This is a genomic window from Pseudarthrobacter sp. NamB4, from assembly GCF_005796185.1.
Taxonomy (GTDB): domain Bacteria; phylum Actinomycetota; class Actinomycetes; order Actinomycetales; family Micrococcaceae; genus Arthrobacter.
Genome location: NZ_VAHM01000003.1, coordinates 157,522 through 172,142, shown reverse-complemented (window position 1 = coordinate 172,142; position 14,621 = coordinate 157,522). Strand labels below are relative to the sequence as shown.

Sequence of the window (14,621 nt, the reverse complement as noted above, 5' to 3'; positions counted from 1 at the left end):
AACCCGGCCCCTGCACGCAGGGGCCGGGTTCTTTCGTTTTGCCACAACTTCAAACGCCGCCCGCGGCGCTTATCGTTCGTCTGCAGCCGGCAGGCCCAGCCTCCGGAGCCGCTCCCTGGCCGCCAGCTCGCTGGGGCCCCTCCTTCCAAGCGCAAGGCGTACGACGCCGAGAACCAGCTTGGTTGCAGACCTTACGGGCAGAGCCACGGGTCCCAGCCGTGGAACAGCCAGTCCGAGCATCTGGCGGTACCTTGGTTCGAGGCTGTACACCGCCCCGGCGAACAGGACCCGATAACCGGGCCGGAGCAACCTGTTCAGGGGCGGGTTCCGGATGAACTCCACCGTCTCTGCCACTCGGGCGTCCCCGCGAAGCTCACCGCTTTCGTACCAGCGGTCCAGTTGCCTGTGCATGTCCTCCTCGCAAAGCGGCGGGTCCTCCACCCCCATCAGGCTGCCGGCCTGGGCCCATTCCTTGACATACGCATCCGGCCCTCCCGGGATGCTGCCGCCCCACAGCTTGTGCGCTGTCAGGAACGCATCCGTGAAGGTGAGGTGGATCCAGCTGGCAAGTTCCGGATCGTTGGCGCTGTAGCCACGTTCCGCCCCGCTGTTGTCGCTGTAGGTGCCATGCACAGCTTCATGCAGCTGACGGACCCTCCGTGAGGCATTTCCCGCGGCTTCCGTGGAGCCGTACGTGACGGTGAAGATCCACCGGATAGTGTTGGCGAGCCTCCCCAATGGATCCTCGCGGAAGTTCGAGTGTTCGTGGACGCCTGCCAGGGCGCCCGGGTGCAGGGACTGCATGAGCAGTGTGCGGATTCCGGCAACAATGGGCGACATCGAGCCGTGCACAGCCCATACAGCAGACCCTGGCAGGTGGTAGCCAGGGTCGCCGCCTTCCGCAAGATCGAGTTGCCACTGCGGAACGCCTTCAGAGCCATTGCTGAACGTGCGGACCAGGCGTCGCTTAACGGGACTCAGGATACTCTTCATGTGCGCGCCCTCCTGTGGAAAACTTGGTGGGTCTTGGCTAATCGTAAGCACAAGGCGGCAGGTCCGGGGATGCCGGCAGGCAGAAACACAACGGTGGGCATCCACAAAAAAACCACAGTCTGGAATTGCAGGGTTCACACGCTCCCGACCCGTATGTTCCCATGGGAGGTACCGTCAAGACAGAGGGCGGTTGGCCAGGTCCTGGAGACAATCTCATGGGCAATCACGCGGTATCCGGGAAGGACGCCAAAAGCCCCAAAGGGTTCTGCCTGCCTGCTGCGCGTGCAGTGGCGGCCACGGGGGTGCTCGCCGTTTCCGTCTGGGCACTGAACCTTTCCGGCGGTACACCTGAAGCAGGGACGGCTACGGCCTCCGCCGTCCGTTCCGGCGCAGGCATGGGTGCTGCGGGCATTCCGACGCGTTCCGCCGCCCCGGCCGGTGCCAACACTTCCACGCACATGCCTGGCAGCACTGGGACGGGCCTGCTGCCCCTGGACGGCCTTGTTGCCGGCCCACAGACTGAAGCCCTCCTGACGGCTCCCGAGGTTGAGATTTTCTTCCCGCGTCCCCTGGTGAGCGGTCCTGGCGAGGAGACCTCCTCACCGTTGTCCGTTCAGCTGACAGGGCTGGGCAGGCCGCCGGCGGGTTATCTTATGGCGCCCCTCAAACTGCTGAATCCCTCGTCGCCCTTCGGGTTCCGGGTCAGCCCCTTGTCCGGTGCTGACGGGGACTTCCATCTTGGCCAGGACTATGCGGCTCCATGCGGTACACGGGTCTATGCGGCTGATTCAGGAGTGGTCCGTGCAGCGGGCTGGCACCCCTGGGGCGGCGGCAACCGGGTGGAGATAGATCACGGCAACGGGCTCATCACTACCTATAACCACCTTGAGTCCATTGCGGTCCGCAGCGGAGATTCCGTCAACGTTGGTGAAGTTATTGCCCGGGTGGGCTCCACCGGGTGGTCCACCGGATGCCACCTGCACTTCGAAACAATCCTCAACGGGCGCCACACCAGTCCACTGAAGTGGCGCCTGATACCGCTCATACCACTCGGCGTGGGAGAGGCCGACCTGCGGACGTACGTGCCCGGACCCGCTGGTCCGTCCACCGGACCCATACGCTGGACCATTCCGGTGGGGCAGGGCAGCGAGCCTCCGCCGGCTCCCCGCTGGTTGAATTGGCCGACGACGTCGCCCGCCTCAACGTCCAGGCCGTCATCCTCGCCGTCGGCGCTGTGGCCGGCTGACTCTGGATCACCGTCGCCGACGAAGCCGGCTGGTCCGGGGTCGGTGGCCCCGTCGCCGACCCAGCCCTCGGATCCGGGGACGGTGGCCCCGTCGCCGACCCAGCCCTCGGATCCGGGGACGGTGGCCCCGTCGCCGACCCAGCCCTCGGATCCGGGGACGGTGGCCCCGTCGCCGACCCAGCCCTCCGATCCGGGGACGGTGGCCCCGACGCCGACCCAGCCCTCCGATCCGGGGACGGTGACCCCGACGCCGACCCAGCCCTCCGATCCGGGGACGGTGACCCCGGCGCCGACCCCGCCCTCGGATCCGGGGACGGTGACCCCGGCGCCGACCCCGCCCTCGGATCCGGGGACGGTGACCCCGGCGCCGACCCAACCGCCCCCAAGTGAGCCTGCCCCGGTGCCGGTGGAGCCTGCCCCGACTCAGCCGGCACCTGCGCCGACCGCTGCCCCGGTGCCGGTGGAGCCTGCCCCGACTCAGCCTGCACCTGCGCCGACTCAGCCTGCACCTGCACCGACTGCAGCCCCGACGGACCCGGCGCCAACCGAACCTGCGCCCACAACGAGCCCGTCCGCGACGCCGTAACCGCCGGCTTTATGGGGAAGGCCATGCAGGAACACCAAGCCGGGGCCAGCACGGTTGTCCCTTTGCGACGAATTCCAAGCATGGACAACTACCCGAGGACGCAGCCTGTGCCCCCCTTGTACCAGATCCCGCTGACCCTGAACGACGGTACCGCCACTGACTTCGGCAGATTCAAGGGGAAGGTGGTGATGGTGGCCAACGTTGCCTCCAACTGCGGTTTCACGCCCCAGTATGCGGGGCTCTACCGTGGAGCCCGATGCGCCGGAGGTCATTGACGCCATTGAAGAGGCCCTTGCCTGACTAGGGGCTTCCAGGCGAATGCGGACCTGCAAAAGCGCAGTTCTTTCATCTTTTTCCACATCACCTGCGGCAATTTACCCAAAATTTGCCCAATGTCTGATTGGATAAATATTACTGAAGGGTACAAGGGAAGCGCCGTTTCCCACCGACCACAGAGGCAGCAATGGAGCACATCGAGGCCGAACACCCCCGGCCACGCCACTTCCTACTCCACTTGAGCGATCCCCACTTGATGGGAGGGCCGGACCCCCTTTACGGCGTCGTCGACAGCGAAGCGCGCCTCATCCAACTTTTCGAAGAAGTGAAGGCATCCGGGGCGCGGCCGGAGGCAGTCATCTTCACGGGAGATTTGGCAGACAAGGGCGAACCGGGAGCCTACGCGAAGCTTCGCGGCATCGTTGAACCGGCATGCAAGGAACTCGGCGCGGAAATCATCTGGGCCATGGGAAACCACGACAACCGCGCCAATTTCCGGACGGCCCTGCTTGATGAACCGGCCACTGATCATCCCGTGGACAAGAGCTACTTCGTCAATGGGCTCCGGGTCATCACCCTGGATACCACAGTGCCCGGCTTTCACCATGGGGAGCTGAGCGCGTCCCAGCTGGAATGGCTGACGCGGCAGCTGGACACCCCTGCCCCTGACGGCACCATCCTGGCACTGCACCACCCGCCCGTGCCTTCAGTTCTTGACCTTTCGGTGCTGGTTGAGTTGCGGGACCAGGCATCGCTCGAGGCAGTCATCCGGAATTCGGATGTCCGCAGCATTCTCGCCGGCCACCTGCACTACTCGACGACGGCCACCTTTGCCGGCATCCCGGTCTCGGTGGCTTCGGCGAGCTGCTACACCCAGGACCTCAATGTGCCAGTGGGAGGCACCCGCGGACAGGACGCGGGGCAGTCCTTCAACCTGGTGCATGTATACGAGCACACGATCGTGCACTCGGTGGTTCCGCTGGGCAGCTCGACGACGGTGGGGGAGTATGTCTCCCCGGACGAGACACAGCGACGGCTGGCTGCCGCTGGCATCCGCATCCCCGAGACCGCCAAGCAGCGGAACAGCGCGAAGCTCGGACTGCCTGCGGGCCGCTAGGAACTCCTGCCCAGTCCGGAAACCTGGCAGGCATGAGAAGCTCAGGCGCAGGAACAGGGCCGCATCCCCGTAACCGAATTACGGGAGGCGGCCCTGTTCTTTTGCCTTCTACTTCTCCCAGGGCGCCTTGACCGGGAAGTATTTTTCCAGGAAATCGGTGACCAGTTTGGCCCGCTCGTCAGCGTCCACCTCCGGGAAGCTGCCATCGTTCAGGCAGAAGAAGTCCACATTCCGCTTGGACAGCAGCTTGGGCAGGTAGTTCAGGCCAACCCGCATGGTGGTGTCAACGTAGCGGACCTTCGCGGCCGTCTGTGTCACGGCACGGCCCGTGAGCAGGGCGTAGTAATGGTAGAAGGAATTGGTGACGGAGATGTTGTCCGCCGCACGGAAACGGCTGGCTGCCGTCTTGCGGAACTCCTCAGGGAACTCGCGCTCCATCTTCGCCACCACGCTGCGGCGCAGGGGTGCGGCGCAGTGCTCCAAGTGGCGCGTGGTGATCCGTCCGAACCTGTTCCATAGCAGTTTCCGGTTGACCCGCGCCGCGTTCTCGAAACCGCTGCGTTCTGCCGCGTTCTCGCCCAGGCCAATCCTGGTTTCGGCCTCGATGAACTTGGTGATGCCGCCAGGAGTGAAAAACACATCCGGGCTGACCGGCCGGCCAAAGAACATGTCGTCATTGGAGTACAGGAAGTGCTCCGACAGTCCATCGATGTGGTGGAGTTGGCACTCCACAGCCTGTGAGTTGTGCGTGGGAAGGACGGAGGGGTCCGAAAAGAACTCCTCGCTGCGGACGATGGTCACCGACGGGTGTTCAGCCAGCCATTCCGGAGCCGGTGAATCCGTTGCGATAAAGATCCGGCGTACCCACGGCGCGAACATGTACACCGACCGGAGGGCGTACTTCAGTTCGTTGATCTGCCGGAAGCGGGCCTCGTGGTCATCGCCCTCGCCCAGGACCACGTCCTTCTGCTGGGCCCGCCTGGCCGCGATGTACTCGGGGGAGCTGCCGTCCACCCACGAGAACACCAGGTCGATGTCAAAGCTGATATCGCTGGCGTGGTCGGCGAACATGTTCTCGATGGTGGGCCAGGTGTGCCCATAGCGCTCAACGGTGCCGCGCACGGCATCCTGCCGGAGCATTGTCCTGCGGGTGAGGGAGTTTTCGATCGGAAGGACGATTTCGTCGCCCTTGAAGGACCACAGCTCGATCTGTACGCCCGCGGACGCGCCGAATTCGAAGCCGCCCCCGGGCTCGACCCGGGGCCGGTAAAGCCGGAAGATGCGCGTCTGCCGGTTGGTGGAAAGCTCGCCGTCGGCAACCAGGATGGAGGTCTTCTTCTTGGCATCCACGGTCATGGAGTAAAAGGGCTCATCCCGGCAGGCTTCCACCAGGGCCGCGCGGAGCTTCTTCCGGTCCTTCCAGTCCAGGGCTATGACGGGCCGGTCATTGTTGCCGCGCACCAGCAGGTACGCCAGGCCCGCGTCCGCGAGGACAGTCCGCAGGAACAGCAGGTCCTCGACCATGGCCTGGTAGTGGGTCCTGTTGTAGTTGATCAGCGCATACCGTCCCCGGTGCCTGATGACGTCGGGCCGATGGTTGAGGCGCCGCTCCGCAGCCGCGGAGGTGGCTTCCTCGTGAAATTGTTCCTCTACGGACGCCTGGCCACCGAAGTAGACCTCGTCCTGTACCGGTGCTTCTGTGATGGCTGTCTCCGTGCTGGTGAAAGGTGAGCGTTCCTACGTGCATGATAGCCCTGCCGGGGTAACTGCAGGTTTCCGGCGCACTCCGCCGGAAGGGGCTTAGGCGCCCAGCGCCTCCCGCCAACTGCGCAGGAAGGCACCGCCGGCGTCGTCATGGATAACGGACTCCCCAAGCCCCAGGTCCCCGGCCGTGAGGATGGCGTACGGCTTGGCCGGAATCCCGTCCGCGGGGCGGACGTCCACATGCTTGACGGCGTGATCGTTGTGGTGCAGCCAATCGGCCATGGCGTAGTCCGTGCGCGAATCGCCCACGGTCCGCCACGCTTCAGGGGTGATCCCCTGCGCGGCGAGCAACTCCACCGCCCGGCTGGCGCCCAGGTCCTTGCCGAGCCGCACCGACTCTATGTCTGTGGAGATAATGGTGGGGTCAACGCGGTAGTCCACCTCGTCGTCGGAATTGGGGGCATGGTGGTCCAGCCGCACAACACCCAGCCCGTGGCGCGCCATCAGGTCCATGGCGTCGGCGTCGAAGAGTTTCTGCTCCGCGAGGTAGTCTGCGCTGGGAACCCCGATGTGCTGCTCCACCGACACCATGGCACGCTTGGTCTCGTCAAAGAACATGTGCGCCGCGTAGTCCTCGGCCACCATGCGGCGGATGTCGTCGCCGTAGGCCGCAGGCACGGCGAGTTCCCGGTCCACATGGATGGGGCCAGGACCGGCTGACGTGAAGCTGAACCACACGGCACCCTTCTCGCACACGGCGTGGATGATGGTGCCGGCGGGAATTCCGGCGGTGATCATGGGTTCCATGACCTGTTCACGGATAAAGGCATCGGAGCGTCCTGTGTTGAAAACAACCGGAATTCCGGCTGCGGCGAGGGCCACGAGGTCATCGATGATCTCCGGCTTCACGTTGCGGGTGACAGGACTTGCCACCGGCCCGTCCACATCGAGCAGGAGCGCCAGCGGCGGCGTTGCCGGCGGGTGGGCTGCGGGTGCGGACGCGGCAGGGGCCTGGGGTGCTGTCATGGTCCTATTCTGTCAGCAGTGCCGGGGCCGCCCGTGCCGCCAGCCGCCGTGGAACCATGTAACGCTTGGTCACTGTTTGGCCACAACCTGCAGAGGCAGGGGCCGGGCACTTTCGCTCAGCGTGCAGGATGCCTAGTGTGGCAAGGTGATCTTTAAAGCTGTGGGCGAGGGCCGCCCTTACCCCGACCATGGTTACACGACGCCCAAGGAGTGGGCCTCGCTCCCGCCGCGTCCGGTCCGGCTGGACGAACTGGTGACCACCAAGCGCACCCTCGACCTCGAGGCCCTGCTGGCTGAAGATTCCACGTTTTTCGGCGACCTTTTCCCGCACGTGGTGCAGTACCAGGGAACCCTGTACCTGGAGGACGGGCTGCATCGCGCAGTCCGCACCGCCCTGCACCAGCGCACCGCGATCCACGCCCGTGTCCTGGTGCTCGATGGCTAGGAACAAGCAGCAGGACCCCAGCGTCCTCCACGGCCACCACGTTGTCACCGGCTCCGAACTGCGTGCCACCTTTGACGCTGCCCGCGATGCCGACGATACCGCCCGCATCCGCCGCCGCTCCCTGCACGGGGTGGTCCTGGTCCTCCTGATCGGCCTGATCGTGGCGGCCATCATCACCGCCCTGGCCATCATTGATGGGCGGTTGAAGATTCCTGCCGCCGAGCCTGCTGCCGAAGAGACCGTCTCCGCCTGCCCGGATGCAACCTTCGATTACACTCCCAACGATCAGATCAACCTGAACGTCTACAACTCCACCAGCCGGCCAGGACTTGCCCGCACCGTGGCGGACGAATTCCTGGCCAGGAAGTTCGTGGTGGGTGCGGTGTCCAATATCGACGCCGGTTACCGTGGCGTTGCCGCGGTAATTTCCGGGGCAGCCGGACAGGCGGCGGCCTTCAGTGTGCAGCGGAACCTTGCGGGGTCCGACTACTTCCAGGACGGCAGGTTGGACGGCAGCGTTGATGTGATCCTGGCGCAGGATTACAGGGGGCTGACGCCACCCGAGCTCGTTGACCAAACGCCCGGAACACTCAGTTGTCCCCGCGAAAGCCGGCGCATCGCAGATGACCAGCAGGTGCCGGTTGTCCCGACGGCGGCGCCCACTCCCTGAGGGCCGGCAGTTGCGCTGTCAAACCGGGTTGCTGAACAGTTCTGATCAGGATCACAGCTGACAGGGTAACTAGCTGGCCACGGCGGGAAGCGGGGCAACGCGCACGGGGTGGCCGGCGTCGTCGAACCGTGCGCCGGCACCCAACTGGATGAAGCGCACCGTCCTGGTTACCCGCGCCTCCAGTTCGGCGGGTTCATCGCTGCCCCTGGCGGCGCTGGAGGACAGCGTGCCCAGGATCAGCTGTGCCTGCTGGTGGACGTCTCCAGCAGGCAGGTAGCCCTGTTCCATCCCGTCCCGCAGGATGCCCTGCAGCAGGACGCTCAGCTCGCCCACATGGTCGGCAAGTTTGGCAAAGGACGACGGCGACAGCACCGCCCCCATCGCGGGTCCAGGAGGCAGGTGGCGGCGGCTGAGGTCAACCACCTGGGCGCGCACGTACAGTGCCAGCCGGTCCACCGGGTTGTCCAGGCGGCCGAGCTCCTCGCGCAGCTCGGACAGGAACTTCTCTGTTTCCTCCAGCGCATAGGAAATGAGCAGCTCTTCGATGTCCGCATAGTAGTTGTAGACGGCGGTCCGGCCCACGCCGGCGTGCCGGGCCACGTCCGTCATGGTCAGCCCAGGCAGGCCGTGGGAAAACAGCAGCTCGCCAAAGGCAGTAAGGATGCGGCGCTGGGTGTCCGCGCGTTGCTCGGCGTTGCTGGCCGCTGAAATCCTGGGCATACAGACACTTTACCGCTATGTGTCAGTAAACCGCCCTACCGGCATGACCGCCCGGCTAAACCTGGCAGCCGTCGGGGCCGCAGGCGTCAGCGTCGGTTGAGTTCACGAGCACCAGGGGGTTCGATTCCTGCCAGGCCTGGTTGAGCGCGGCCGTGAAGGTTTCGGCGGGCTGGGCGCCCGAGAGCCCGTACTTACGGTCGATGACGAAGAACGGGACGCCGCTGATGCCCAGGGACCGCGCCTCCTCGACATCGGACCGGACGCTGTTCGCGTACTTGTCCGTGGTGAACAGCTCCTCCACCTCGCCGCGGCCTAGGCCCAGGTCCACGCCCAGCGACGTCAGGTATTCACGGCTGCCAATGTCCTGGCCATGTTCGAAGTGGCCGCTAAGCAGACGTTCCTTGGCCTCGTCCTGCCTGCCGTGCGCTGCAGCCAGGTGGATCAGCCGGTGCGCCGTGAAGCTGTTGGCCACCACCACTGCGTCAAAACGGTAGTCCAGCCCTTCAGCTCGTGCCTGCTGCGCCACGTGATCGAACATCTGTGAAACCCGCTGCGCCGGAAGTCCCTTACGGCTGCTCAGGTACTCCAGTTCGGTTCCCTCATAGTGTTCCGGCAGGGTGGGGTCCAGCTGGTAGCTGCGCCAGGTCACTTCCACTGAATCGCGGTGCGGGAAGGCGGCGAGGGCTGCTTCGAAGCGCCGCTTGCCGATGAAGCACCAGGGGCACGCGACGTCGGACCAGATTTCGATCTTCATGTCCTGCCCAACAGCAGGGCGTCACCTGCCATTCCATGGAGGGTCGTGAGATCCGGCACAGGGGGCCTTGTCTGCGGGGGGTTCGTGGGCAATAGTCAGATTGTGGGATAAGCAGACGCCTTGTTGTACTCCGAACAGCATTCGCGGATCTGGAGTGATCCGCGGGAAAGGCGCCCGGCCTGCTGGGGAGCCCGGCCTGTCATTTCATGGAGGTCAGGGATGAGGATAGGACTGGTTGCAGGACCTTGGATCACGGTCCCGCCAATGACGTACGGCGGAACGGAAAGAGTGGTGGACAGCCTCGCCAGGGGCTTCACTGCTGCCGGACATGAGGTGTTACTGGCGGCACCGTCGGACAGTGGATGCCCCGTGCCGAAGGTGGCAGGGATGAGGCCCTCAATTCCGGAGGAGTTGAACCTGACTCTTTCCGAGCTGAGCCATGTCGTCCGGGCGTACGCCGGACTGGATGAGGTGGACATCATTCATGACCACACGATGGCCGGCCCGCTTTATCTGCAGCGGCCGGAACATATCCCCCTGGTAACCACGATCCACGGCCCGCTCAACGCCGAAGCCAAGGACGTTTACAGCGCCATTGCGCAGAAAGCAGCACTCATCGCCATTTCCCGGGATCAGTGTTCACGTGCTCCCGAGGTTCCTGTCACCCGCGTGATTCACCACGGCATGGACCTCTCGTCCGTGCCGACGGGTTCCGGCAGTGGAGGCTATCTGTGTTTCGTAGGGAGGGCTTGTCCGGACAAGGGACTGCTGGAAGCGGTCATGATCGCCCGCGAGGCCGGAATTCCGCTGAGGATCGCGGTCAAGATGCGCGAGCAGGGAGAGATCCGTTACTTCCGTGAGGTCATCGAACCAATCTTGGGACCGAACGAAGACTTTGTGGGCGAGGTGGATGATGCCGCCAAGTACAAACTGATGGGGGAGGCAGTGGCTTTCCTGAATCCAATCCAGTGGCCGGAGCCTTTCGGGCTGGTGATGATCGAATCGCTGGCGACTGGGACCCCGGTAGTAGGCACTTTGATAGGTTCAGCACCCGAAATCATCGAGCACGGACGCACAGGCTGCTTGGGATCGACTGGACAATTGGCCGGCTTCATCCAGCAGGCAGCGGGCCTGGATCGGAACGTGTGCCGGCGGGTTGTGGCGGAACGGTTCAGCGAGGAACGCATGGTGAACGACCACCTTCGGCTTTTCACGGAACTGCTTGACGGCAGAATGCCAGCAGGGGTTCCGGATGTGGTGGCTTTGCACCAGAATCTTTAAGGGGCGGCGGTCCTCCGATCCGCGGAGCATCCCGAATCCTTCAGGAAGGAGCCCTTTCCATGACTGCATGGAACGCCGATACCGAGGCTGCAGCATCCGAATCAGGATCGGTAACGGTGGTGGAAGGATCCTCATTCTGCATTTCGTCCGGGACCGGAGACATCAGTTCCGACTCAGGCACTAACGGGGCCTTTTTCCAGGACACGCGCATCATTTCCGACTGGGTACTGCGCATCAACGAATCCTTGCGCGAGCCGCTGGTGGCCCAGCGCCCGAAACCCTTTGAAGCGACTTTTGTTGGTAGGGCGAAATGGCCGGACGGCCGTTTCGACAGCCCTCTCGTAGTGCGCCACACCCGGCATATTGGCGCCGGCCTGCAGGATGACATCACCTTGGAAAACTACTCGGCGGAGTCTGTGGACTGCGATATCGAGCTCTTGGTGGATGCGGACCAGGCTGATCTGTTTGACGTCAAGGTAGGGCGGGCGTCCCAGCATCCCGAACCCGTGCGTACTGTCCGTGACGGCCAGCTCGTGATCGAAACATCCCACAACGGCCAAAAGCGCGGATCTGCCGTCCACGCGCGTGGCGCGACTGTCAGCAGTGAGGGACTACGATTCCGCACAAGGATTCCGCCACGCGGCAAGTGGGCAACGAGCGTCATTGTGGTACCGCTGATCAACGGGCAGGCGCCCGCCGGAGCCTTCTCCGACGACGGGCTTCCGCGCCATCGGGAGGGTGTGCGCCGGCACCGGCATTGGGAACAGAACGTCCCGGTGATTACCGTGGGGGATGCAAACCTGCAGGCACTGCTGAACCGCAGCCAGAGCGATCTGGGGTCACTGCGCATTTTTGATCCCCACCATCCGGAACGGGCTGCCGTGGCGGCAGGCGCGCCCTGGTTCATGGCGTTGTTCGGACGGGACTCCATTTTGGCCTCCTACATGAGCCTGATGGTTGATCCCAACCTGGCCGCGGGGACGCTGCAGACGTTGGCCGGCCTTCAGGGCAGGAGAGTGGATCCGGACTCCGAGGAAGAGCCCGGACGCATCCCCCATGAAGTGAGGCTCGGCGTCACAGCGGGCCTGTCCCTCGGCGGAACGGCCTACTACGGAACGGCCGATGCCACGCCCCTTTTTGCTGCGCTCTTGGGGGAACTGAGCAGGTGGGGGCTGTCGGAGGACATCATCGAATCATTGCTGCCGCACGTTGACCGCGCCCTGGAGTGGATCGACCGTTACGGCGACCGCGACGGCGATGGATTCGTGGAGTACCTCCGCCCCAACGACCACGGGCTCATCAACCAGGGGTGGAAGGACTCCTGGGACGGCATCAATTTCGCGGACGGAACTATGGCCGAGGCCCCCATAGCCCTTTGCGAGGTCCAGGCCTACGTCTATTCCGCCTACGTGGGCCGGTCGTTGCTGGCCCGCTGGAGCGGTGACGTTGCCCTGGAACAGCACTGGGCCCAACGGGCATCGGACCTGAAGGCCGCCTTCAACGAAAAGTTCTGGCTGCCGGAGAAAGGCTACTTCGCGGTGGCACTGGACAAGGACAAACGGCCGGTGGACGGCCTAACGTCGAATATCGGCCATTGCCTCTGGCTCGGCATTGTGGATGAGGACAAAGCAGCCTCCGTGGTGGAGCACCTGATGTCACCCCAGATGTTCACCGGCTGGGGGATCCGGACGCTTGCCTCGGACATGGGTGCGTACAACCCCGTGAGCTACCACAACGGGTCGGTGTGGCCGCACGATACTGCGCTGGTCGCCACCGGGCTGATGAGATACGGGTTCGTGGAGGAGGCCGGGCGGGTAGCCTCCGGCATCTTCGAGGCCGCCGAACATTTCGATGGCAGGCTGCCTGAGCTGTTCTGCGGCTTCGACCGCGCCGAGTTCCCCGGACCCGTGCCCTACCCAACCGCCTGCTCACCGCAGGCGTGGGCGGCGGCAGCGCCCATTCAGCTGATCCGTGCGCTGCTGCGTTTCGACCCCGTCCACACCCGCGGAGTAGTGCACCTGGCCCCGATCCTGCCCGAGGACATGGGCGACTTCCAGGCCGAGAACGTGCTGCTGGACACCTCGCGGATCACGATTAAGGCGCGCGGGAACCACGGCGACATCGAGGGCCTTCCGCCCGGCCTCAAGCTCGTGGCAGAGCCGCGGCCACCGCTGGCCTACCCGCCTCAGGCTGGGGCCGCAGGCTCCGGACAGAGCGACCTGAAGCAGGCGGCAAGATAAGCCGCATCAGTACGGCCGTCAGGGAAGGGGCCGCTCCAGCACGAAGTCGTGTTCCACAGTGCTTCCCAGTTGGAAGGACTTGGTGCCCACCTTCCGGAAGCCCGACTTCTCGTAAAAGCGGATGGCGCGGGCATTCTGGCTGTTCACGCCGAGCCAGATGCCGGCACCGCCCGCGGCGGCCGCCGCTTGCAGGCTGGCGTGCATGAGATCGGCCGCCGCGCCCAACCCGTGGTGCCCGGGATGGACGTAGCACTTGCTCAGTTCCACGGATGGCGTCCGTGTCAGCACCGAGGACACGTCCGGGTCCGCCGTGGGCCTGTTGACCAGGAGGCTGTAGCCCCGGAGGTCACCCTCTGCGTCAATGACCAGCACGGTGACGCCAGGGTCGCCGAGGTATTTCCGGAAGTGGCCTTCGCTCAGTGTGTTGGCCAGGTGGGCGGCAATGTCCTCAGGTGACGTGGACGGCGGGCATGCCAGCGGAAAGGTGACCGACGCCAGGGCAGCCAGCGCCCCGGCGTCGTCCGTTGTTGCCTGTCGTATTGCTGAAGCCATGCAGGGATTTATTTCCTACTGCTGGAAGGCGGCGTCGAAGGAGGTGTTCGACGGCGGGAAGTCGTACTTCTTTAGCGCCGCGAGGGCTTCGGGGGCGCCGTGGAGGCGGTCCATGCCGGCGTCTTCCCATTCAATGCTGATGGGGCCGTCATAGCCAATGGCGGTGAGGGCGCGGAAGGAGGCTTCCCAGGGGACGTCGCCACGGCCGGCGGAAACGAAGTCCCAGCCGCGGCGGGGGTCGCCCCAGGGCAGGTGGGAGCCGAGGACGGTGTTGCGGCCGGTCTGGCGGACCTTGGTGTCCTTGCAGTCCACGTGGTAGATCCGGTCCTTGAAGTCCCAGATGAAGGAGACGGGGTCGATGCCCTGCCACATCATGTGCGAGGGGTCCCAGTTCAGGCCGAACGCTTCGCGGTGGCCGATCGCTTCAAGGGTGCGGACAGTGGTCCAATAGTCGTAGGCGATCTCGGAGGGGTGGACCTCATGGGCGAAGCGGACGCCGTTTTCGTCGAAGACGTCCAGGATGGGGTTCCACCGGTCGGCAAAGTCCTGGTAGCCGGCATCGATGACTTTCTCGGGGACGGGCGGGAACATGGCGACGTACTGCCAGATGGAGGAACCGGTGAAGCCGACAACGGTGTCCACGCCGAGTGCTTTGGCGAGCCGGGCGGTGTGCTTCATTTCCTCGGCGGCCCGTTGGCGGACGCCTTCGGGGTCACCGTCACCCCATACTTTCGCGCCGACAATTCCCTGGTGGCGGAAGTCGATGGGGTCATCGCAGACGGCCTGGCCCTTGAGGTGGTTGGAGATGGCCCAGACCTTGAGGTTGTACTTGTCCAGGATCTCGAGTTTGGAGTCGACGTAGCCGGGTTCGTCCCAGCGCCAGGCGTCCAGGTGGTCGCCGGAGACGGCGATTTCCAGGCCGTCGTAGCCCCAGCCTGAGGCGAGGCGGGCGACTTCTTCGAAAGGGAGGTCGGCCCATTGGCCGGTGAACAGGGTGAACGGGCGGGGCAT

Annotated in this window: 13 protein-coding genes and 1 pseudogene; 7 read left to right on the top strand and 7 right to left on the bottom strand. The window is 64.7% G+C overall.

Annotated features, from left to right (window positions below; all coding sequences use genetic code 11):
* Window positions 1-69: 69 nt before the first annotated feature.
* Window positions 70-993, bottom strand: a complete 924-nt coding sequence (locus FDW81_RS03760; RefSeq protein WP_138132830.1) for an oxygenase MpaB family protein — start codon at window positions 991-993, stop codon at window positions 70-72.
* A 215-nt stretch (window positions 994-1,208) separates the two neighbouring features.
* On the opposite strand from FDW81_RS03760, the gene FDW81_RS03755 reads away from it, so the two are divergent.
* The 3 genes and pseudogenes from FDW81_RS03755 to FDW81_RS03745 all read left to right on the top strand — a co-directional run bounded on the left by FDW81_RS03755 (window position 1,209) and on the right by FDW81_RS03745 (window position 4,218).
* Window positions 1,209-2,825, top strand: a complete 1,617-nt coding sequence (locus tag FDW81_RS03755; protein WP_138132829.1) for a M23 family metallopeptidase — start codon at window positions 1,209-1,211, stop codon at window positions 2,823-2,825.
* An 80-nt stretch (window positions 2,826-2,905) separates the two neighbouring features.
* Window positions 2,906-3,067: pseudogene (locus FDW81_RS03750) on the top strand (glutathione peroxidase); the annotation flags it as partial.
* Window positions 3,068-3,288: 221 nt separating this feature from the next.
* Window positions 3,289-4,218, top strand: a complete 930-nt coding sequence (locus FDW81_RS03745; protein WP_138132828.1) for a phosphodiesterase — start codon at window positions 3,289-3,291, stop codon at window positions 4,216-4,218.
* A gap of 108 nt (window positions 4,219-4,326) precedes the next feature.
* Here FDW81_RS03745 and FDW81_RS03740 read toward each other — a convergent pair whose 3' ends face one another.
* On the bottom strand, window positions 4,327-5,742 hold the full coding sequence (locus FDW81_RS03740; RefSeq protein ID WP_138132827.1) for a stealth family protein: 1,416 nt from the start codon (window positions 5,740-5,742) through the stop codon (window positions 4,327-4,329).
* A 276-nt stretch (window positions 5,743-6,018) separates the two neighbouring features.
* Window positions 6,019-6,948 (bottom strand): hypothetical protein, encoded by a 930-nt coding sequence (locus tag FDW81_RS03735; protein ID WP_138132826.1) that lies wholly within the window; start codon window positions 6,946-6,948, stop codon window positions 6,019-6,021.
* A 145-nt stretch (window positions 6,949-7,093) separates the two neighbouring features.
* On the opposite strand from FDW81_RS03735, the gene FDW81_RS03730 reads away from it, so the two are divergent.
* Window positions 7,094-7,393, top strand: a complete 300-nt coding sequence (locus FDW81_RS03730; protein ID WP_138132825.1) for a type II toxin-antitoxin system VapB family antitoxin — start codon at window positions 7,094-7,096, stop codon at window positions 7,391-7,393.
* Window positions 7,386-8,063 carry a LytR C-terminal domain-containing protein gene (locus tag FDW81_RS03725; RefSeq protein WP_138132824.1) on the top strand — a complete coding sequence of 226 codons (678 nt, stop codon included), beginning with the start codon at window positions 7,386-7,388 and terminating at the stop codon, window positions 8,061-8,063. The genes FDW81_RS03730 and FDW81_RS03725 overlap by 8 nt, the downstream gene beginning before the upstream one ends.
* Before the next feature lie 69 nt (window positions 8,064-8,132).
* Here FDW81_RS03725 and FDW81_RS03720 read toward each other — a convergent pair whose 3' ends face one another.
* Together FDW81_RS03720 and FDW81_RS03715 are read right to left on the bottom strand one after the other, a co-directional pair.
* Window positions 8,133-8,783, bottom strand: coding sequence for a TetR/AcrR family transcriptional regulator (locus tag FDW81_RS03720; protein WP_138132823.1), 651 nt, complete (start codon window positions 8,781-8,783; stop codon window positions 8,133-8,135).
* 55 nt (window positions 8,784-8,838) lie between these two features.
* The gene (locus tag FDW81_RS03715; RefSeq protein WP_138132822.1) at window positions 8,839-9,537 is read right to left on the bottom strand and encodes a DsbA family oxidoreductase; all 699 of its coding nucleotides are present in this window, start codon (window positions 9,535-9,537) and stop codon (window positions 8,839-8,841) included.
* A 219-nt stretch (window positions 9,538-9,756) separates the two neighbouring features.
* Between FDW81_RS03715 and FDW81_RS03710 the strand changes: the two genes are divergently transcribed.
* Together FDW81_RS03710 and FDW81_RS03705 are read left to right on the top strand one after the other, a co-directional pair.
* A complete protein-coding gene (locus FDW81_RS03710) occupies window positions 9,757-10,818 on the top strand; it encodes a glycosyltransferase family 4 protein (protein ID WP_138132821.1) in 1,062 nt (353 codons plus the stop codon).
* A 59-nt stretch (window positions 10,819-10,877) separates the two neighbouring features.
* On the top strand, window positions 10,878-13,058 hold the full coding sequence (locus tag FDW81_RS03705) for a glycogen debranching N-terminal domain-containing protein (protein WP_138132820.1): 2,181 nt from the start codon (window positions 10,878-10,880) through the stop codon (window positions 13,056-13,058).
* 18 nt (window positions 13,059-13,076) lie between these two features.
* Here the strand turns inward: FDW81_RS03705 and FDW81_RS03700 are convergent, their stop codons facing one another.
* The gene (locus tag FDW81_RS03700; protein WP_138132819.1) at window positions 13,077-13,610 is read right to left on the bottom strand and encodes a GNAT family N-acetyltransferase; all 534 of its coding nucleotides are present in this window, start codon (window positions 13,608-13,610) and stop codon (window positions 13,077-13,079) included.
* A 15-nt stretch (window positions 13,611-13,625) separates the two neighbouring features.
* Entirely contained in the window at window positions 13,626-14,621 is a 996-nt protein-coding gene (locus FDW81_RS03695; RefSeq protein WP_138132818.1) for a sugar phosphate isomerase/epimerase, read from the bottom strand.